The following is a 19,101-nucleotide window of genomic DNA, read 5'->3' as shown; positions in this document are numbered from 1 at the left end:
CGTGGCAGCTGGCGTGGGAACGAGCGTGGAATCGGGTGGCGCAGAGGCCAAACAGCACGGGCGCTCGCTTGAGATCCGACTGCTTGGTCCGATGGCGATCCGGCGCGACAGCGTCGACCTGAAACTCCCCGGATCCCGCAAGGTGCGATCGCTTCTTGCCTATCTTGCGCTCTCGCCCCGACCCCGCGGCAGGTCACAGCTTTGCGATCTGCTGTGGGACATTCCTGACGATCCGCGTGGCGAGTTGCGATGGTGCCTGAGCAAGATCCGGTCGCTCATCGGGGAACAACGCGTTATCACCGACGGCGGCGCTGTGGGCCTGGACCTGTCGGACTGCTCTGTCGATGCTATCGAGGTGGAGACGGCCTATCAGCACGGCTTCAAGACGCATTCTGAAGACCAGTTGCGATCCCTGGCGGCGCTGTTTGCCGGCGACTTTCACGATGGGTCGAGCCTCGAACGGAGCCCGGCGTTCGAAACATGGCTGGTGTCGCAGCGCCGTCGACTGCGCGACATTCATGCCGCCCTTCTTGAGCATATGGTGCAGCGTTTGCCGTCGGAGGAGGCCCAGGCCTACCTCGATCGCTGGATCCAGCTTTCGCCCTTCGATATTCGCCCGCACGAACTGCTCTTGATGTCCCTCGCCAGGGCGGGCCGTTTTCGAGAGGGCGAGGAGCATCTTGACGCGACCACGAAACTTTTTCGTGCCGAAGGTATCAACGAGCGACCCCTGCATGACGCCTGGCTGACGGTGAGAACACAGACCGACGACAGCTTCCGGCCGCGACAGGCCAGTGCTAATGCCGTGCCCTCATCGTCTCCCCGCGACACAGAAACCTTGCCCAAAGAGCCGCGGCGGCCGTCGATTGCGATCATGCCGTTCAATGAGATGTCGGCCGTGGCCGCCCCTGGCGGTCCTTGCGATGCTTTGGCATACGACATCATCACCCGGCTTGCGAAGCTTCGCTCCTTTCACGTCATCGCCCAAGGCACGATGTTCGCACTGAGGGAGCGCCACCACACGGTCGGCGAGACGGCGCAGCTGCTGGGCGTCGACTATGTCGTCGACGGATCGTTCCAGCGCATCGCTGACCGTATCATCGTTCGCGTCGAGTTGACCGAAGCAAGGTCGTCTCGCATCGCCTGGACTGATGTCTTCGAGCGCCGGGTTGCCGATACCTTCCTCCTCCTTGACGAAATCGGCAGCAGAATCGTCGTCTCGATCGAGCGCGAAGTCGAGGCGATCGAGAGCAATCGTGCCCTCCTGAAGGCGCCGAACTCTCTTGATGCGTGGGAGGCTCACCACCTGGGGCTCTGGCACATGTATCGCTTCACCAAAAGCGACAACGAGCAAGCGCAGCTTTTTTTCGAAAGAGCAATAGGACTGGACCCGACATTTGCCCGCGCCCATGCCGGGCTGTCCTTTACCCATTTCCAGAGTGCCTTTCAGCATTGGGCAGATCGCGACGCCGAGGCCGAGCTTGCCTATCGGGCGGCGAGCCAGAGCATGATGGCAGACGAGCGGGACCCGACGGCCCACCTTGCCATGGGTCGAGCGCTGTGGTTACGGGCGCTGCACGATCAGTCGGTCGGTGAGCTGCAACAGGCAGTCGAACTGAGCCCAAGCTTCGCCATCGCCCACTACTCTCTCGCCTTCGTTCAATCCCAGTCCGGTGATCCGCGTGCAGCGGTTGTTGCAGCCGATCACTCCCGCGCGCTCAGTCCTTTCGACCCGCTGCTTTTCGGAATGCTCGCGAGCCGAGCCCTGGCCCTCGTGCGTCTCGGCAACATCGAGGACGCCGCAGATTGGGGTGTCAAGGCCGCAGCCCGTCCGAACGCCCATGCCCATATTCTGGCGATCGCGACGCTTTGCCTTTCCATTGCCGGACGCCTGGTTGAAGCAAAAGCGTATCTGGCAATGCTTCACGATCGATATCCGGCCTACCGCCTTGGTGACTTCATGTCGGCCTTCCATTTTCCTCGCGACGACCAGGTCTTGTTTCGGCAGGGTGCAAAGCGGGTCGGCCTGGATTGAAAGGCCGGACCGCGCGAATGCATCGACCGCCTTGGCGATCCCCTGTGGGGCCAAAGGCGCCGGGACCGTAGCGAAGCGCCCTGTTCAGCACTCAAGAAAGGGTGAAGCTGCGGTTGGCGAGCGCGCCGCGTCAGAGGCTTGCGATCTTTCGCAGTTCCTCGGCTGTCGTTGTCGGGAAGCCGAAGAATTCGAGATACGCCGGGATCTGTTCGAAGAGCATATCGGTGCCGACCTGAAAGGCGCATCCCCTGGCGCGAGCTGCGGCGAGAAACGGGGTGATCTCCGTTTTCATGACAACTTCGCCGACGAAGGTGTCAGGGGAGAGACGTGATACGTCGACGGGCAGCGGATCATCCTGGCGCATGCCGAGCGGCGTTGCGTTGACGACGATGTCAAAACCGCTTGGGTCCGCAGAGCCGGCCGTGACCTGGGTGTCCGGATAATAGGTGTTCAGTCGTTCATGCAGCCCGCTCAGAGCGATCATGTTACCGTCATGAAGAGCGATGCGTCGAACACCCGCCGCAGCCAGCGAAGCGGCGATCGCAGAACCAACGCCGCCAGCCCCGGCGATCAGCACATCGGTTCCTGCTACTTTTCGCCCCTTGCGCAGCAGCCCCCGGACAAAGCCGTCGCCGTCAAACATGTCGCCGATCAGTTCGCCACTAGAGCCGAGGCGGATCGCATTGCATGAGCCCGCTACCTTGGCGTTCGTGGATATTGTGTCGAGGAGGCTCATCGTCGTGACCTTGTGCGGCATGGTCACGAGCGCCCCGTGGATGTTGGAGAGCCGGAACAGGACCTTGAGGAAGGGCGGGTAGTCCTCGGGTTTGCAGCCCATTGGGACAACGATGGCATCGATCCCACTGGTTTCAAAGTAGGGATTGTAGATCAGCGGCGCCTTAAAGGACTCCGTCGGGTAGCCGAGATGTGCGATGAGCCGTGTGGTGCCGCTGATCATGATAGCGTCCCCTTGGTCACGGCGTTGTTGAGCAGGACAGTCTGACCCGAACGCGCAGACGATTTGATAGCCTCAATTACCCGAAGGGTCGCAAGCCCCTCCCGCGCACTGACAAGCGGGCTTTGCTTGCCTGATATGACATCGCAGAAATGGTTGAGCTGGACGGCGAGCGGATCGGCGGCATCAAATGCGACGTGCTCCTGGACCAGCTGTTCCAGCCAGTTCGGCGCTCCGACACTCGTCCAAAGCGTGAGCTGGGGGATGGAAAGCGACCCGGTGGTGCCACCAATCTGGTAGCAGGACTGATCCTGCCGGGGATAGGCGGGGTTTTCGCCGGCTGTCAGTTCCCAACTCCATGGCGAGGCGATGGCATCGGACGCATTAAACGTCGCAAGAACACCGCTCTCGAACCGGACCAGGATGACAGCGGTCTCCTCGACAGCCAGTTGTCTCGTGGAATTCGACTGCATCGCATGGACGCTGTCGACCCCCCCAAAGAAGTAACGGAAGAGGTCAACATCGTGGACCAGGTTGATGAGGATTGGACCGCCGCCCGCCTCGCGCCGCCAATCTACATCAAAATAGTCGTCCGGCTTGGCAACCCAGAAGCTCCCGTGTGCCGTCAGGACCGTCCCCAACCGGCCGCTGTCAAGGATCTGTTTGACCGCCTTGATCATCGGATTGTGCCGACGGTGATGACCGATCAGGATTGGTACACCTGCAGCTTCGGCCGCTGCCGCGATGGTCTCCGCCGCAGCGGCATCGTGCGCGATCGGCTTTTCGACGAGCGTCGGCAGCCCCGCGTGAATGGCTTCAAGCGCATTCTCTGTATGGAGCTCGTTGGGCGTTGCAATGATGATGCCGTCAAGTGGCACATTCGCTTTGGCTTCCGCGAGGGTCGAAAACCAGGTAGCGCCCTTGCGAGAAGCGAAATCTCTTGCCGAGGTGGACGGATCAATGATCGCGCCAAGCATCGCCCGCGGCTCAGCCGATATCCTTTCGATATGGCGCTTGCCTATCAGGCCCGCGCCCATGACCGCGATCTTCAACGGGGTAGTTTGGCTAGTCATTCAACGTCCCCAGATTCAGTTTCGAAGGATTTCGCCGAGGAACTTGCGCGTGCGGTCGTGGCGCGGATTGGTGAAGAAGTCCGCGGGTTGGGCTTCCTCAACGATCGCGCCGCTCGCCATGAAGATCACCCGGTCGGCGACTTGGCGGGCAAAGCCCATCTCGTGCGTCACGCAGATCATCGTCATGCCTTCGTCGGCGAGGCTGATCATGGTGTCGAGGACCTCCTTGACCATCTCGGGATCGAGAGCCGACGTCGGCTCGTCGAAGAGCATCACCTTCGGTCGCATGCATAGCGCTCGAGCGATGGCCACGCGCTGCTGCTGGCCACCGGAAAGCTGGATGGGGTATTTGCTGGCCTGTTCCAGAATCTTGACCCTGTTCAGAAGTGCGCGGGCACGCTCTTCGGCCTCCGGCTTTCGCAGCCCGAGTGACCGCATCGGCGCCAGCATGCAGTTCTCGAGGACCGTCAGGTGCGGAAAGAGATTGAACTGCTGGAAAACCATGCCGACTTCACGGCGGATGGCGTCGATCGCCTTGGCCTGGTTTCCCATCAGGATGCCGCCGACGCGGATCTCGCCCTTCTCGTAGCTCTCCAGGTGATTGATGCAGCGGATGAGCGTCGACTTACCGCTGCCGGAAGGGCCGCAGAGAACGATCTTCTCGCCTTTTTGCACGGACATGTTGATGTCGTGCAGCGCTTGAAACGCGCCATACCATTTCTCCACGTGGGTCATGGTGATCATGGTCTCGGCGGCAGATGTCGACATGTTGCTCATGGTCTCGTTCTCATCAACGGCGTTCAGCGGGCACCAGAGGCGGCGAAGCGGCGTTCGAGCCGCGCGCCGAGGATCGTCAGCGGGCAGCACATCAGGAAGTAGAGCGCACCGACGATCCCAAAGACCGTCAGCGGCTGGAAGATCTGGTTGGAGATGATGTTGCCGGCCCGGGTCAGTTCGGTGAAGCCGACAATGGAGGCCAATGACGTTCCCTTGATCAACTGCACGAGGAAGCCAACCGTCGCGGGCAGGGAGATGCGGATTGCCTGCGGCAGGATCACATCCTTCATGCGCGAGATGTATTTGAGGCTGAGCGCTTTTGCCGCCTCCGTCTGGCCGCGAGGCACGGCATCGATCGAGCCACGCCAGATCTCGCCAAGATAGGCGCTGGCATGCAGCGTCAAACCGATCGCGACCGCGAGCCAGGCGTCGAGCTTCAGGCCGATCAGGGCAAGCCCGTAGTAGACGACGAAGAGCTGCATGAGCAGCGGCGTGCCCTGAAAAATGCCAATATAGCCCGCCGTCACGCGCTCCAACAGCGGCCATTGCGAGGTACGCGCCAATGCTACGCCAAGCCCTGCAATGCCGCCGCACACAAAGCCGACTGCTGACAGAAGAACGGTCCACTTGAGGCCGATCAGGAGAAAGACGAATTCGTCCGTGCCCATCGTTCGTCTCCTATTTGACCGGATAGCTGAAGTAGCGGGCCGACAGGAGCGAGAAGAAGCGCATCATCAGCCAGGAAATGACGAGGTAGAAAATCGTCACGGTGAAATAGACTTCGAAGCTCCGGAAACTTTCGGATTCGATGCGCTGGGACACCGAGGTCAACTCGTAAGCAGAAATTGCCGAAGCAATGCTGGTAGACAGCGTCAGCAGCACAAACTGGCTGGTCAACGACGGGTAGATCGCCCGCAACGCAGGCTTCAGGATGACCAGCCGAAACACCTGCAGCTTATGCAGGCCAAGCGCCAACCCGGCTTCCATCTGGCCCTTGGGGATGGATTGGACGCCGCCACGGATGATTTCGATCGCATAAGCGCCCCCGTTGATGCCGAGGGCGATGATCGCCGTCGGCGTCGGGTCGAGCCGGATGCCGGCAAGCGGCAGGGCGAAATAGAGAAAGAAAATCTGCACCAGGAACGGCGTATTGCGGATCAGTTCGACGAAACCGATCACCAGCCAGCGGACGGGCTTCAGAGGCGAGTCGCGCAGGGCTACGCCGCCAACGCCGATGATGATCGCAAGCAGCATGCCGCAGATCGCCAGCAGGAAGGTGCCGAGACAGCCAAGTAGCAGGCTCGCAAGCCCATCGATGACTGGCGTGAAATCAAGTTGGTAGTTCATGCCGCGCTCAGCTCCGCCCTGCCATTTCGGCCATCGCCTCGATCGCCAGTTCGTAACCACGGGCGCCGAAACCAATCATGATTGCGGTCGCGACGCGCGAGATCAGTGAATTGTGGTAGATGCTCTCGCGGGCATGCACATTCGATATATGCAGTTCGATCTTCGGCGCATCGAAGGTCTTCAGCGCGTCAAGCAGGGCGATCGATGTGAAGGTATAGGCAGCCGGATTGATGATGATGCCGCACGCCTCGTTTCGCGCCTGGTGCACGCTTTCGACCAGTTCCCCCTCGAAATTGGTCTGCCGGAAGTCGACCATAAAGCCTAGGCCCCGTGCCCGGACAATGCATCTTTCCTTGATGTCGGCGAGCGTCGTGGTGCCGTAAATGGTCGGCTCGCGCTGGCCAAGGAGATTAAGGTTCGGCCCGTTGAGCACAAAGATGGTCTTGGTCATGGTCGCGCTCCTCGAAACGCACGGCTTCTCAGGTATAGCGGCAACGTCGACGGGCATCGTGATGCCCGTCGCTCCTACCCGCTGGAACAGGTCGGCCGGTCAGTTGGCGGCGAAGGGGATGCCCTCGAGCTTCTCCGGAAATTCCGGTACGGGAACTTTCATCCACTTGTCGTAGATGGTCTTCAGTTCGCCGTCGGCCTTGATCTTGTCGATGAAGGCGTTGATCGAAGCGTTGATTTCCTTTTCCCCCAGCCGCGTGCAGGCACCATTGTAGAGCTTCTGGAATTCGAGCTTGTTTTCGAATTCGCCCGGGCGGGCCTTCTCGACGCGGTCCATGTAGAAGATGTTGCCGCCGAGAGCCTGGACCTGGCCGGAGACAAGAGCCTGGACGCTCGGAGCGTCGCCATCGAAGCGGCGGATTGTTGCCGTTTGCGGCGCATTCTTGGTCACCTGGGTATCCTGTGCCGCACCTTTCGCGACGCCGATCGTCAGGTTCGCCATGTCGTTATTGGTCTTGATCGGCATGGATTTCGGAGCAATCAGCACGATCGCATTGGCGACGTACGGCTTGGAGAACTGAACGGCCTTGGCGCGGTCCGGTAGCATCGCCATGGTTGCAAACAGCACGTCGACGCGACCCGTCGTCAGCGCCGGTATGCGGTTATTGACCTCCAGCGGCACGAACTCGACCTCGACGCCGAGCTCCTTGGCATAAAGAGTTGCGATATCCGCGTCGAGGCCATCCTGCTTGCCGCCGCTCGTGACGAAGCCCCACGGCGGGTTGTCGCCCTGGATGCCGACGATGATTTTTCCTCGGGCCTTGATTTCGTCCGGGGTAATGGCGGCGGCCGGCCTTGCCAGCCCGGCTGCGGCTATCAGAGCGGCAGCGCAAAGCATCGCGTTTCGCCGCGTTAGCATTGATTTCAGCATGGATTCCTCCTCCGTTGGGCGGCCATTTGCGACCGCGACAGTCCACTCTCCCTGACCGTATGTCCTAATCCTTGTCAGACAGCTTGTCCTAAATCAACATATTTTTCTGAAAATCTATGATGATTCGTTTTTTGCCAATTGAATTGAAATCGTCACGACATTCGGCATAATGCCTTGCGGTCAATTTGGGAGGATGGCGGCATCGATCGATGTTGCCCCTGTCAGCTGAGTACGAAAGGGTTCTGATCATGAAGACCTCGATTGCCACGGTGAGCATCAGTGGCGAATTGCCGGAAAAGCTGGAAGCAATTGCGAAAGCAGGTTTCGACGGTGTGGAGATATTCGAGAACGACTTTCTGGCCTTCGACGGCAGGCCCGCCGAAGTCGGGAGGATGGCAAGGGATCTCGGTCTGGAGGTAACGCTTTTCCAGCCGTTCCGTGACTTCGAAGGCATGCCGGAACCCCTGCGCAGCCGTACCTTCGACCGGGCCGAGCGCAAATTCGATGTCATGCAGGAGCTCGGAACCGACCTTGTGCTTGTGTGCTCCAACGTTTCATCCGCGGCGCTTGGCGGCATCGACCGCGCAGCCGCCGATTTTCATGAGCTCGGCGAGCGCGCTGCGAAAAGGGGCTTGAGGGTCGGATACGAGGCGCTCGCCTGGGGACGCTTTATCAACGACCACCGGGATGCCTGGGAGATCGTGCGGCGGGCAAACCACCCGAACGTCGGGCTCATCCTCGACAGCTTCCACTCGCTGTCACGAAAAATCGATGTCAATTCAATCCGTTCCATTCCGCCGGAGAGGATCTTCATCGTCCAGCTCGCCGATGCTCCGCTGATCGATATGGATCTCCTCTACTGGAGCCGCCACTTCCGCAACATGCCGGGCGAGGGTGATCTTCCAGTCGCCGCGTTTACCGAGGCTGTCGCCTCGACAGGCTACGATGGCTATTTCTCGCTTGAGATCTTCAACGACCAGTTCCGCGGCGGTTCCACCCGCGAAATTGCCGCAGACGGCCACCGGTCGCTGATCTATCTCGGTGACCAGGTCAGCCGCAGCACAAGTGCCAGGATCGGCATCGACATGCCCCCGAGAGCGTCAGCACAGGGCGTCGGCTTCGTCGAATTTGCCACCGATGAGGAGGAGGCCGTCGAGCTCGATGGTCTGATCAGGGCACTCGGCTTTCGCAAGGCGGCGGTTCACCGCTCCAAGAAGGTCAGTCTGTATCAGCAGGGCGACATCCGCATTCTGGTCAACGTCGAGCCGGTTGGTTTTGCCAATGCTGCTTACGCTGTTCACGGAACCTTTGCCTACGCGATGGCACTCGTCGTCGATGATGCCGCCGCGGCCTACCGGCGCGCGATTGCCCTTGATGCCGAACCGTTCCGTCAGGCCGTTGCCGACGGCGAGCTCGAAATTCCAGCCATTCGCGGCGTCGGCGGCGCGTTGATCTACCTGATCGACGACAAGAGTCCGCTCGGGCAATTTTCCAGGATCGACTTCGAAGCGGTCGATGGTAAGGACGCCGGCGATGCGGGTCTGCGGCGGGTTGATCATATTGCGCAGACCGTGGCCTATGACGAGATGCTGACGTGGCTGTTGTTCTACACTGCAATCTTCGAAACAAAAAAGACGCCGATGGTCGACATCATCGACCCTGGCGGGGTGGTGCGCAGTCAGGTCGTCGAGAACGACACGGGCTCGCTCCGCATCACCATGAACGGCGCGGAAAATCGTCGCACGCTTGCCGGCCACTTCATCGCAGAGAAATTCGGATCCGGCATCCAGCATCTGGCATTTTCGACAGACGACATCTTCGCGACAGCGAAATCGCTGCGCGAAAGAGGCTTCAAGGCGCTTCACATCTCGCCAAACTACTATGATGACGTCGAGGCGCGCTTCGGCCTTGATCCACAGCTCAGCGAGCGGTTGAAAGCGGAGAACATTCTCTATGATCGCGACGAGCACGGCGAGTATTTCCAGCTCTACAGCGGGACCTACGGCGAAGGCTTCTTTTTCGAAATCGTCGAACGCCGCGGCTATCGCGGCTATGGTGCGCCCAACGCCATCTTCCGCATTGCTGCTTTGAAGAAGCAGATGCGGCCCGAGGGCGTGCCGAGGGATGCGATCTGACCTTGCGGCGGCCTAAGGAAGCCGACCGCTTTTCAGCACGTGGTCAACACCACTCTGGATATGCTGCCGGACCACGGCTTGCGCGCCTTCGACATCACGCTTCAATGCGAGCTTGAAAAGAAGCTTGTGATCATCGACGACCGGCTGCCCGCGAAAACTGCGGGCCAGCATGTGATAACGCAGAAAACGGTCGAAGACGGAAGAAAGAATAGTCATCAGCGTGGTCGAATTGCAGGCCGAGACAATCGCCTGATGGAACTCCCAGTCGTAACGAACCCAATCGATCGTGCGTGAGACATCCCCGCAGAGCAGCGTCTTCTCGGCCGCCGCGAGTTTATGGTGCGCGGCAACGATCCTTCCCTCCCATTCGAGGTTTCCGGCAGCGAAGGAGAGAGCGATCGCATGCGTCTCGAGGACAATGCGAAGGTCCGCAAGTTCCTCCAGCTCCTTGCGGGAGGCGGGGCTGACCTCAAAGCCGCGCTGTCCTTCTGCAAGCACCAGGTTTTCGGTCGTTAGACGGCTCAGGATTTCGCGCAAGGAAGAGACGCTGATCGAATAGCGCTCCTTTGCCTGTTCGAGCTTGATCTTTGCACCCGGCACGAGCCTGCCGGAAATGATGTCCTCGCGGATCTGGCGCAGGACGACATCGCTGACCGTCTCAGAGGGTTCGGATACAGGCTTGAGCATGGTGTTTCCTGATATGCCTAGATGTCACGCGTCATAGTCGCTGCTGGGCAAGGGCGTGCTCGACCCCGCCGAGGATGTGGCGCTCAAGGATTTTCTTCGCGGTCGCGCTGTCGCGGGCCAGTGCCGCTTCCAGAAGTTGCCGATGCTCAGCTTCTGCGACGTTTCCGCGGTATGACAAGGCCACCATCTGATAGCGCAGGTATTTGTCGAAGACGGCGGAATGCGTTTCCATGAGGAGACGCGATCCGCAGGCCGAGATCAAAGCCTGGTGGAATTCCCAATCGTAGCGCTTCCAGTCTTCAGTCTTGCTGGTGTCGCCGGAGGCCATCACTCCTTCCATGCGGGCGAGCTTGTAGTGAGCCGCCATCAATGCGGCCTCCCATTCGACACCGCCCTGTGCGAAGGATTGATCGAGCGCATGTTCTTCCAGCAGCAGCCGCAGCGCAGCGATTTCCCGCAGATCTGCCTCCGAAACAGGCGCGACTTCGAATCCGCGCTGACCCTCGGCGATGACAAGCCCTTCCGATGTCAGACGGTTCAGAATCTCCCGGAGCGTGCTGACGCTCGTATCATAGGCTGCTTTCAGATTTTCGAGCTTCAGCTTTTGCCCGGGTGACAGTCTCCCAAAGATGATATCGGCCTTGATCTGCCGATAGCTGCTCTCCGCGACGGTTTCGCCCAAAACTTTCTGCAGCAAAATGATCTCCGATATTTTGCATTTTGTCATACGTATAACGAGGATGCTGCACGCGTTCAATCGGTGATTACGAGCGATTTCCGACACCTACGCCTCGCCAACGTCGATCAGTGTGAGGCGGTTCTGAGGAAGGCGGCAGCGATAGCCGGAACCGGCGCACGAACCGAAACTGTGGAATACATCAATGCCTATGAAGGCATTCTTGAGACTGCGAAGGCGATTGACGCAGATCTTATCGTCATGGGCTCGCACAGCCGCGGTTTCGTCAACAGATTGATTATCGGAAGCCAGGCCTCAAAGGTGGTCAACCTGTCTGAGGTCCCGGTCCTCATCATCAAGCAGCGCCCGGCCACATAGAAGCCACCTCGGGCATTCCCGACAGTCTGGGCGTAGCCCTTTCCATTCAGCAACCTTCGACCGGGATCAGGCGCGCATTGTCCCGCTGCCTTGCCGCCCCAGGCGCTTACACCTCCATTTAAATCTGATATTTGGATATAAAACAAATATCTTGAAATAAAAAATCATACAGATTAGCGTGCCAAAAAATCGAATTCAATAAACGAGGAACACCGATGCGCGCAAAGGCAACCCTGAACAGGGAATTCACGATCTCGACCGTAGACAAGAGGGTCTACGGTTCATTTCTCGAACATATGGGACGGGCCGTTTACACCGGAATTTACGAGCCGGGCCACGAAAAAGCGGATTCGAATGGCTTCCGTACCGACGTTCTTGATATGGTCCGCGATCTGGATATGCCGATCGTACGCTATCCCGGCGGCAATTTCGTTTCGGCTTATCACTGGGAAGACGGTATCGGTCCGCGCGACCAGCGCCCGACGCGTCTTGATCTTGCCTGGCGGACCCGCGAGACGAACCAGATGGGCGTCAACGAGTTTGCCGACTGGTCGAAGCTGGCAAATACCGAAATGATGCTGGCGATGAACCTCGGCTCCCGCGGCCTGAACGACGCCCGCAACTTCCTCGAATATTGCAACCATCCCAGCGGCACCTACTGGAGCGACCTGCGCGTCAAGCACGGCTACAAGGACCCGCACAATGTGCGCATCTGGTGCCTCGGCAACGAGATCGACGGCCCCTGGCAGGTCGGCCACAAGACCGCGGCCGAATACGGACATCTTGCCAACGAAGTCAGCAAGGCTTTCAAATATTTTGACAAGACCCTCGAAACAGTTGTCTGCGGCTCGTCCAACGACAAGATGAAGACCTATCCCGAATGGGAAGCGACCGTTCTCGATGCGAGCTATGACAGTGTCGACTACATCTCGCTGCACAAGTATTTCGGCAATGAGGAAAATGATACGCTGAACTACTACGCCAAGGCGATCGATCTCGATCGCTACATCGTCACCATCGGCGGCGTCATCGACTATATCAAGGCGAAGAAGCGCTCGAAGCGTGACGTAAAGATCTGCTTCGACGAGTGGAATGTCTGGTACCATGACCGTAAGGAAGACGATCAGCGCTACAAGAATTGGGATTGGCCGGAAGCTCCGCCGCTTCTCGAAGAGCTCTACAATCTGGAAGACGCAATCTTCGTCGCTTCCTTGATCAACGTCTTCATCCGTCGCTCCGATCGCGTCAAGATCGCTTGCATGGCACAGCTCGTCAACGTGATCGCACCGATCCTTACCAAGGCTGGCGGCCCGGCTTGGCGGCAGTCGATCTACTATCCGCTGCAGTACGCATCGAAATACGGGCGCGGCACGGCGCTGACGGTTTCCGCTTCTGGTCCGACCTATGACTGCGACGTGGCCCAGGACGTACCCTATCTCGACCTGTCGGCCGTCCTGCAGGACGACGGCAAGACGATTGCGCTCTTTGCGATCAATCGCAGCCTCGACGAAGTCATGGACCTCAGTGTCGACCTGCAAGGCTTCAAGGGTGCCACGATCCTCCAGCATCGCACGATGGTTGGCGATGATCTGAAAGCGCGCAATTCGGTTGAAGATCAGACACGCATCGTGCCGAAGGCGGGTTCAAGCCTTTCCGTCACCGATACGGGCACGCTCTCGGGCTCACTGCCGCCGAAGTCGTACCACTTCGTGCTGCTGTCCGTCGCCTCGGCCTAGAAGGGCCGGTTCGGGGCGGCTCGGATAGGCCGTCCCGATCATGACGAGGATCGGGAGGATCAATGTCTGGTATCCGGTTGACGAATGTCAGCAAATCTTTCGGCGCGCTTAAGGTCATTCATGGCGTCGACATCGAGATAGAGCAGGGGGAATTCGCCGTCTTCGTCGGTCCCTCGGGCTGTGGCAAGTCGACCCTGCTCAGGATGATTGCCGGGCTGGAAGAGACGAGCGGCGGCAAGATCGCCATCGAGGGCGAGGACGTGACCCATCGAGAGGCCTCCAAGCGTGGAGTGGCGATGGTCTTTCAGTCTTACGCGCTCTATCCGCACCTCTCCGTTTACGAAAACATGGCCTTCAGCCTGACGATCGGTCGGCGCCCTAAGGCAGAGATCGAGCGCAAGGTTAAGGCGGCTGCCGAAATCCTGCGGCTCGGCGAATATCTCAACCACAAGCCTAGTCAGCTGTCAGGCGGCCAGCGCCAGCGCGTCGCGATTGGTCGGGCAATCGTGCGCGAACCGCGCGTCTTCCTGTTCGACGAACCGCTATCCAACCTCGATGCCGAGCTGCGCGTCAGGATGCGTATGGAGATCGCCCGTCTGCACCGGCAGATCGGCGCCACGATGGTCTATGTCACCCACGATCAGGTGGAGGCAATGACACTTGCCGACAAGATCATCGTGCTGAAAGCCGGCCTCGTGCAGCAGATCGGTGCGCCGCTGGAGCTTTACCGGAACCCGGCCAACATGTTCGTCGCCGGCTTCATCGGCTCGCCCGGCATGAATTTCCTGAAGGGCAGGGCCCTCGCGGCAAACGGCAACGCCCTGCGGGTCGCACTCGAGGATGCACCGGGTCAGGCTTTCGATCTGCCGGCCCGCACGGCGGTCGCCGTCGGTACACAGGTCTATGTCGGCGTGCGGCCGGAGCATATCGAACTCGGCGCCAGACAAGGCGCTGTGACAGTGCCGGTCACCGCTGAATTCATCGAGGAACTCGGCGGCACCGGATATCTGCATGTTCTGACGGGAAACGGTACGGAAATGACCGTCGAATGTCGTGATGGCCGTCCACAGCCGAAGGAGAAGATCAGTCTCTCTCTGAGAGTGCCCGAAATGTTGGCCTTCGACACCGAGGGCGGACGGCTCAGCTGACGGCCGCAGCCCAGCCGGGCGGGACACGTCGGACCTGACTGAAGAAGAACATTGCCGACCTTGGAGGAGGCCGGCGGTGAGGGGTACCCCGATGCCTTGGGGTGATGAGTAAACCACACTTTTATCGAGGAGGAACCGATGAAGAAGCTACTGAAACTCGCCGTTTCCGCGGCGATCGCCTTGCTGCCCTCAGCAGCAGCATTCGCGCAAACCGACATTACCTGGTGGGACTTCCTGAGCGGCGGCGACGGCGTTCGTATGAAGGCGCTCATCAAGGAGTTCAACGATACCCATCCGGATATCAAGATCAACGCGACCACGCTCGAATGGGGCGTGCCCTTCTACACCAAGGTCCAGACTTCGGCCGCCGTCGGCCAACAGCCCGACATCATGACCTATCACATGTCGCGCTACCCGCTGGCCGTGCCGACCGGCATCCTGCGTCCGATCTCGCAAGAAGAGCTCGCTGGTGCAGGTATCAAGAAGGAAAACTATGTCGATGCTGCTTGGAAACAGGCGACATTCGACAACAAGGTCTACGGAATTCCCTTCGACGTTCATTCCATCGTTCTCTACTACAACAAGACGATCCTGAAGGAAGCGGGCCTGCTCGGCGATGATGGCCTGCCGAAGGGCCTCGATGGCCTTGAGAATTTCAATGCGGCCCTGGAAAAGATTAAGGCAACCGGCAAGGTCGAGTATCCGCTGTCCTTGCACACGGATGAAGGCGGCTCCATGTGGCGCGTCTTTTACACGCTGCTCTCCCAACAGGGCGCCAAGTTCATCGACGGCGATGAAATCCTGCCAGGCGACGCAGGCGTGAAAGCGCTGCAAACCATGGCGAACTGGGTATCCACCGGTTACGCGCCGAAGCTGATCTCCTATGAAGCGTCGATCGCGCTGTTCACCTCGGGCAAAGCTGCGATGCACATCAACGGCGTCTGGGAAGTGCCGACGATGACTGACCTTGCCAAGAACGGCAATCTTGGCTTCGAGTGGGGTGCCATCGAAATCCCGAACCTGATGGGCACGCAGGCGACCTGGGCGGACTCGCACTCTTTCGCGATCCCGAACAGTGACTCCAAGCCGATCTCTCCGGAGAAGGTGAAGATCGTGCTCGAGATTATCAACTGGATGAACGAGCACAGCATCTCCTGGGCTTCCGCCGGTCATATCCCGGCCTACAAGCCGGTGACCGACACCAAGGAATTCAAGGAAATGCAGCCGAATGCGACCTATGCAAAGCTTGCAAACACGGCCACGTTTGATCCGGTTTCCAAGCTCGCCGGGGTCGCCGGCCCGATCTACGAGGCAACCCAGAACTTCGTGGTTCCTGCGCTCAACGGCCAGCTCGACCCGGCAGACGCGATCGAGCAGATGCGCGACGAGCTGAAGAGCCAGATGTAAGACGAGCCTGGCCGGAGCGAAACCTCCGGCCAGCACCGCTCTGAGGGAGATGTTCGTGGTTACCAGTGAAAAACGACGCAAGACGCTGACCGCCATCGTCATGATCGCGCCGTTCCTGATCGCCTATATGGTCGTATTTGCCTACCCCGTCTTCAAGATGTTTGCCTTGAGCTTCACCGACGCGCCTCTTATCGGCGACGGCAAATGGGTGGGTTTCGACAACTACGTGAAGCTCTTCCATCAGAAGCTCTTCTTCACATCGTTCTGGAATACCGGCTATTTCGTCGTGCTGACTGTGGTTCCGAATACGCTGATCGGCCTCGGTCTGGCATTGATGGTCGTGCGTCTGAAGGGCTGGCTGCAGAGCCTGATCCTGGTTCTGTTTTTCATACCTTACATCCTGCCCGTCTCGGTCGTGACCCAGATCTGGAAATGGGTGCTGGATCAGCAGTTCGGCGTTGCGCAGTTTGTCATCGAATTCCTCACCGGCAAACGCATCAGCGTGTTTCGCGATCCGCTTTGGGCGATGCCCATGGTGGCGCTGGTGACCGTCTGGTGGACCAACGGCTTCAACCTGCTGCTCTTCATTGCCGGGTTGCGGAACATTCCCCATGACTACTATGAGGCTGCGATGCTCGACGGCGCGACACGCTGGCAATGTTTCCGGCGCATCACCTGGCCTCTTATCTGGCCGGTCACCGCGCTCGTCCTGACGCTGCAACTGATCCTTCAGCTGAAGATTTTCGATCAGGTCTACCTGCTCACCGAAGGCGGCCCGTTCAATTCGACCTACGTCCTGTTGCAACTCGTCTATCGCGAGGCGTTTCGCACGAACCATGGCGGCGTCGGCTCCGCCGTTGCGGTTCTGCTCTTCATGATCATCGTCATCGTCTCGGTGCTACAATATCAGCTGTTGCGGGTAAGGGAGCGCTAAAATGCCCGGCAAGAACATCGGCAACCTGCTGCTGCTCGTCCTCACCTTCTGCATCGCCTGCATGTGGGCATTCCCCATCTACTGGGCAATTGTGACCTCGATGAAACCCGAACAGGAGGTCGTGTCGAAAACGACGTTCATTCCCGACGTCTTCAATTTTTCGGCCTACTACTATGCGCTGTTCGAAACGAAGCTTTCGACCTGGTACCTGAATTCCATCGTCACCTCGATCACTGTCACCGTCGTGGTGATCGTGATCAGCGTCATGTGCGCCTACGCGCTGTCGCAGATCGTCTTCCCCGGACGAAAGCTGCTCTACGGCATCATCCTCGCGAGCTTCATGGTGCCTTCGCAGGCGCTCGTTATCTCGCAGTTCGTACTGATGCATAAGCTCAACCTCATCAACACCTGGGGCGGGATCATCCTGCCACAGCTCATCGTTCCGGTCGTCGTCATCGTCTACAAACAATTCTTTGATTCCGTTCCGAAGGAGTTGCGGGAGGCTGCCAAGCTTGATGGTTGTGGTGAGTTCCAGATCCTCTTCAAGCTCTATCTGCCCTTGAACTGGGGTATCACCACAGCGCTTGCGATCATCACCTACATCATGGCCTGGAACGCGTTTCTCTGGCCATTCCTGGTCACGAACTCCGATGAGATGATGACAATCACCGTCGGCATTACCCAGACGAGAGATGCTTTCGGCGTCAAATATGCGCGTGACATGGCAGTGGCAATCCTCGCCGCAATGCCGGTTGCTGTAGCCTATCTGCTCTTCCAGAAGCGGGTGACGCAGGCGCTGATGCTGTCTTCCGGAATCAAGGGATGACGAGGATAAACCTTCGCCATCCGTTCCCGGGCTTCGTTGCCCGCCGGCCTTTCAGGGCCTGGGCAGCGGCGGAAACGTCCAGAAAAAGCCGCGACACCAGACAGGCTGCCGTGATATCAGCAACGATCTAACAAGAAAGAACCAGTAGCTGCGCATGGAGACGAAACTTCTCACCGTCGATCCCATCAAGGACGTCGAAGTCGTCCAGGCCCTCGGTTCCGCGACGCGCATAGAAATACTCAATCTGCTCCGCCAGTTGGGGCCCTTGAACGTGAATGACATTGCCGGCCGCATGGGGCTGCCGCAATCGACGGCAGCAACCAACCTCAAGGCGCTGGAACTTGCCGGTCTCATCCAGACCCACACGATGAAGGCGACGAAGGGTAACCAGAAGATCTGTTCCACCATCTATGACGAGATCCTCATCCGCTTCGACAGCGGTGGCACAAAGGCGTCCGAAGATGTCGTGACCGTCAGCATGCCGATCGGTCTCTTCACCGAGTTCGAGGTGGGAGCGCCCTGCGGCCTCTGCTCTGTCAACAATGTCATCGGCATGCTTGACGTGCAGGAGGTCTTTCTCGATCCGCAGCGCATGCAGGCTGCCCTGTTGTGGTTTACCCGCGGCTATGTGGAGTACAAGTTTCCCAACAATGCCAAGGTCTCCGGCAGGAGAATCCGCAAGGTCGAGTTCTCCGCGGAACTCAGCTCGGAGACGCCGGCCACCAACGCCAACTGGCCCTCCGACATCTCGATCTGGATCAACGGCATCAAGGCTGGTCACTGGACGTCTCCAGGCGATTATGGCGACCGGCGCGGCCTCTATTCTCCAGCCTGGTGGAAGCTCAGCGGCTCGCAATACGGCAAGCTGAAGACCTGGACGATCGACGACACCGGCACCTGGATCGACGGCGCCATGGTCTCGACGCAGACGATCTCTTCGCTTGGCATCGCCGATCATCACTCCATCCGTTTCCGCATCGGCATCGACGACAAGGCCGACAATCCTGGCGGCATGAACCTGTTTGGCAAGGGATTCGGCGATTTCGATCAGGATCTGGTTATGAGCCTGTTTTTCTAGGCCGCGGCGAGGGGCCTGAAGAAGTCGCAATGCTGGCGACTGCCGGATGCCGCCTCGGTCGCAAGCCTGAAGGGCCTGGAGCCTGTGGTCATCGACGGTGCATCAGAAACCGATAGTATCCTCGGTCGTTAGAGTGGTTGTCATGAAGGCATCTCCCTCCGTGCCAAGGTCGGGTCGTCCAGGGCGCGCGTGCATGCTGCAGATGTTTCACCGCCCTGGAAGCATCGTTTCCAGGCGCAGGAACGCGATGCGCTCGACTTGAGCGGTGGCCGTTTCAAACTCCTCGTCGCTCGTATTGCCGATGCGCTTTTCGAACGCCGCCAGAATATCGTCCTTGTTCAAGCCCTTCACCGCAATGATGAACGGAAAGCCGAACTTCTCGACATACGCGGCATTGAGCTCAGTGAAACGGTCGTGCTCCTGCGCACTAAGCCGGTCGAGCCCGGCGCCCGCCTGCTCCTTCTTGCTGTCCTCGGTCAATTCACCTGCGATTGCGAGGCGTCCTGCAAGATCGGGATGGGCACGCAG

General features: G+C 59.2%; 19 protein-coding genes. 9 read left to right on the top strand and 10 right to left on the bottom strand.

Going from position 1 to position 19,101, the window contains the following annotated elements; translation table 11 throughout:
• Position 1: 1 nt before the first annotated feature.
• Positions 2–2,035: a transcriptional regulator gene (locus FHX16_RS27575; protein WP_405049330.1), complete on the top strand. Its 2,034-nt coding sequence runs from the start codon at positions 2–4 to the stop codon at positions 2,033–2,035.
• 130 nt (positions 2,036–2,165) lie between these two features.
• Here the strand turns inward: FHX16_RS27575 and FHX16_RS27570 are convergent, their stop codons facing one another.
• The 7 genes from FHX16_RS27570 to FHX16_RS27540 all read right to left on the bottom strand — a co-directional run bounded on the left by FHX16_RS27570 (position 2,166) and on the right by FHX16_RS27540 (position 7,568).
• Positions 2,166–2,993 carry a shikimate dehydrogenase gene (locus FHX16_RS27570; RefSeq protein WP_259131503.1) on the bottom strand — a complete coding sequence of 276 codons (828 nt, stop codon included), beginning with the start codon at positions 2,991–2,993 and terminating at the stop codon, positions 2,166–2,168.
• Complete coding sequence (locus FHX16_RS27565) at positions 2,990–4,063, bottom strand: Gfo/Idh/MocA family protein (RefSeq protein ID WP_259131500.1); 1,074 nt, start codon at positions 4,061–4,063, stop codon at positions 2,990–2,992. Before FHX16_RS27565 ends, FHX16_RS27570 begins: the two co-directional genes overlap by 4 nt.
• A 15-nt stretch (positions 4,064–4,078) precedes the next feature.
• Positions 4,079–4,807, bottom strand: coding sequence for an amino acid ABC transporter ATP-binding protein (locus FHX16_RS27560; RefSeq protein WP_183757404.1), 729 nt, complete (start codon positions 4,805–4,807; stop codon positions 4,079–4,081).
• Positions 4,808–4,863: 56 nt separating this feature from the next.
• The gene (locus FHX16_RS27555; RefSeq protein ID WP_183757363.1) at positions 4,864–5,508 is read right to left on the bottom strand and encodes an amino acid ABC transporter permease; all 645 of its coding nucleotides are present in this window, start codon (positions 5,506–5,508) and stop codon (positions 4,864–4,866) included.
• Between the two features lie 10 nt (positions 5,509–5,518).
• Positions 5,519–6,187 carry an amino acid ABC transporter permease gene (locus FHX16_RS27550; RefSeq protein ID WP_259131497.1) on the bottom strand — a complete coding sequence of 223 codons (669 nt, stop codon included), beginning with the start codon at positions 6,185–6,187 and terminating at the stop codon, positions 5,519–5,521.
• 7 nt (positions 6,188–6,194) lie between these two features.
• Complete coding sequence (aroQ, locus tag FHX16_RS27545; RefSeq protein WP_183864459.1) at positions 6,195–6,638, bottom strand: type II 3-dehydroquinate dehydratase; 444 nt, start codon at positions 6,636–6,638, stop codon at positions 6,195–6,197.
• Between the two features lie 99 nt (positions 6,639–6,737).
• Positions 6,738–7,568 carry a transporter substrate-binding domain-containing protein gene (locus FHX16_RS27540; RefSeq protein ID WP_259131492.1) on the bottom strand — a complete coding sequence of 277 codons (831 nt, stop codon included), beginning with the start codon at positions 7,566–7,568 and terminating at the stop codon, positions 6,738–6,740.
• Between the two features lie 248 nt (positions 7,569–7,816).
• On the opposite strand from FHX16_RS27540, the gene FHX16_RS27535 reads away from it, so the two are divergent.
• A complete protein-coding gene (locus FHX16_RS27535; RefSeq protein ID WP_259131489.1) occupies positions 7,817–9,703 on the top strand; it encodes a bifunctional sugar phosphate isomerase/epimerase/4-hydroxyphenylpyruvate dioxygenase family protein in 1,887 nt (628 codons plus the stop codon).
• A 12-nt stretch (positions 9,704–9,715) separates the two neighbouring features.
• Here FHX16_RS27535 and FHX16_RS27530 read toward each other — a convergent pair whose 3' ends face one another.
• Positions 9,716–10,390: a GntR family transcriptional regulator gene (locus FHX16_RS27530; protein ID WP_259131486.1), complete on the bottom strand. Its 675-nt coding sequence runs from the start codon at positions 10,388–10,390 to the stop codon at positions 9,716–9,718.
• Between the two features lie 31 nt (positions 10,391–10,421).
• Positions 10,422–11,087, bottom strand: coding sequence for a GntR family transcriptional regulator (locus tag FHX16_RS27525; RefSeq protein WP_183757357.1), 666 nt, complete (start codon positions 11,085–11,087; stop codon positions 10,422–10,424).
• A gap of 63 nt (positions 11,088–11,150) precedes the next feature.
• Here FHX16_RS27525 and FHX16_RS27520 point away from each other — a divergent pair, with 63 nt between their 5' ends.
• The 7 genes from FHX16_RS27520 (at position 11,151) to FHX16_RS27490 (ending at position 18,573) form a co-directional block, all read left to right on the top strand.
• Positions 11,151–11,444 carry a universal stress protein gene (locus FHX16_RS27520; protein ID WP_259131484.1) on the top strand — a complete coding sequence of 98 codons (294 nt, stop codon included), beginning with the start codon at positions 11,151–11,153 and terminating at the stop codon, positions 11,442–11,444.
• Between the two features lie 215 nt (positions 11,445–11,659).
• Complete coding sequence (locus FHX16_RS27515) at positions 11,660–13,180, top strand: alpha-N-arabinofuranosidase (protein ID WP_183757355.1); 1,521 nt, start codon at positions 11,660–11,662, stop codon at positions 13,178–13,180.
• Positions 13,181–13,242: 62 nt separating this feature from the next.
• Positions 13,243–14,328 (top strand): ABC transporter ATP-binding protein, encoded by a 1,086-nt coding sequence (locus tag FHX16_RS27510; RefSeq protein ID WP_183757354.1) that lies wholly within the window; start codon positions 13,243–13,245, stop codon positions 14,326–14,328.
• A 138-nt stretch (positions 14,329–14,466) separates the two neighbouring features.
• On the top strand, positions 14,467–15,735 hold the full coding sequence (locus FHX16_RS27505; RefSeq protein ID WP_259131482.1) for an ABC transporter substrate-binding protein: 1,269 nt from the start codon (positions 14,467–14,469) through the stop codon (positions 15,733–15,735).
• Positions 15,736–15,835: 100 nt separating this feature from the next.
• Entirely contained in the window at positions 15,836–16,669 is an 834-nt protein-coding gene (locus tag FHX16_RS27500; protein WP_259131542.1) for a carbohydrate ABC transporter permease, read from the top strand.
• 1 nt (position 16,670) lies between these two features.
• Positions 16,671–17,495, top strand: a complete 825-nt coding sequence (locus FHX16_RS27495) for a carbohydrate ABC transporter permease (RefSeq protein ID WP_183757351.1) — start codon at positions 16,671–16,673, stop codon at positions 17,493–17,495.
• Positions 17,496–17,649: 154 nt separating this feature from the next.
• A complete protein-coding gene (locus tag FHX16_RS27490) occupies positions 17,650–18,573 on the top strand; it encodes a transcriptional regulator (RefSeq protein ID WP_259131478.1) in 924 nt (307 codons plus the stop codon).
• Positions 18,574–18,780: 207 nt separating this feature from the next.
• Here FHX16_RS27490 and uraD read toward each other — a convergent pair.
• Positions 18,781–19,101: 2-oxo-4-hydroxy-4-carboxy-5-ureidoimidazoline decarboxylase (uraD, locus tag FHX16_RS27485; protein ID WP_259131477.1), on the bottom strand; the 321-nt coding region annotated here is incomplete at its 5' end.

The organism is Rhizobium sp. BK661, assembly GCF_024808825.1.
Taxonomy (GTDB): domain Bacteria; phylum Pseudomonadota; class Alphaproteobacteria; order Rhizobiales; family Rhizobiaceae; genus Rhizobium.
The sequence above is the reverse complement of the archived record's forward strand: the minus strand, read 5'-3'. Positions and strand labels throughout refer to the sequence as shown.

Coding starts and splice junctions, on each gene's coding strand:
- FHX16_RS27570 (WP_259131503.1), bottom strand. CDS start 2,993: ATGATCAGCGGCACCACACGGCTCATCGCACATCTCGGCTACCCGACG.
- FHX16_RS27565 (WP_259131500.1), bottom strand. CDS start 4,063: ATGACTAGCCAAACTACCCCGTTGAAGATCGCGGTCATGGGCGCGGGC.
- FHX16_RS27560 (WP_183757404.1), bottom strand. CDS start 4,807: ATGATCACCATGACCCACGTGGAGAAATGGTATGGCGCGTTTCAAGCG.
- FHX16_RS27555 (WP_183757363.1), bottom strand. CDS start 5,508: ATGGGCACGGACGAATTCGTCTTTCTCCTGATCGGCCTCAAGTGGACC.
- FHX16_RS27550 (WP_259131497.1), bottom strand. CDS start 6,187: ATGAACTACCAACTTGATTTCACGCCAGTCATCGATGGGCTTGCGAGC.
- aroQ (WP_183864459.1), bottom strand. CDS start 6,638: ATGACCAAGACCATCTTTGTGCTCAACGGGCCGAACCTTAATCTCCTT.
- FHX16_RS27540 (WP_259131492.1), bottom strand. CDS start 7,568: ATGCTGAAATCAATGCTAACGCGGCGAAACGCGATGCTTTGCGCTGCC.
- FHX16_RS27535 (WP_259131489.1), top strand. CDS start 7,817: ATGAAGACCTCGATTGCCACGGTGAGCATCAGTGGCGAATTGCCGGAA.
- FHX16_RS27530 (WP_259131486.1), bottom strand. CDS start 10,390: ATGCTCAAGCCTGTATCCGAACCCTCTGAGACGGTCAGCGATGTCGTC.
- FHX16_RS27515 (WP_183757355.1), top strand. CDS start 11,660: ATGCGCGCAAAGGCAACCCTGAACAGGGAATTCACGATCTCGACCGTA.
- FHX16_RS27510 (WP_183757354.1), top strand. CDS start 13,243: ATGTCTGGTATCCGGTTGACGAATGTCAGCAAATCTTTCGGCGCGCTT.
- FHX16_RS27505 (WP_259131482.1), top strand. CDS start 14,467: ATGAAGAAGCTACTGAAACTCGCCGTTTCCGCGGCGATCGCCTTGCTG.
- FHX16_RS27500 (WP_259131542.1), top strand. CDS start 15,836: ATGATCGCGCCGTTCCTGATCGCCTATATGGTCGTATTTGCCTACCCC.
- FHX16_RS27495 (WP_183757351.1), top strand. CDS start 16,671: ATGCCCGGCAAGAACATCGGCAACCTGCTGCTGCTCGTCCTCACCTTC.
- FHX16_RS27490 (WP_259131478.1), top strand. CDS start 17,650: ATGGAGACGAAACTTCTCACCGTCGATCCCATCAAGGACGTCGAAGTC.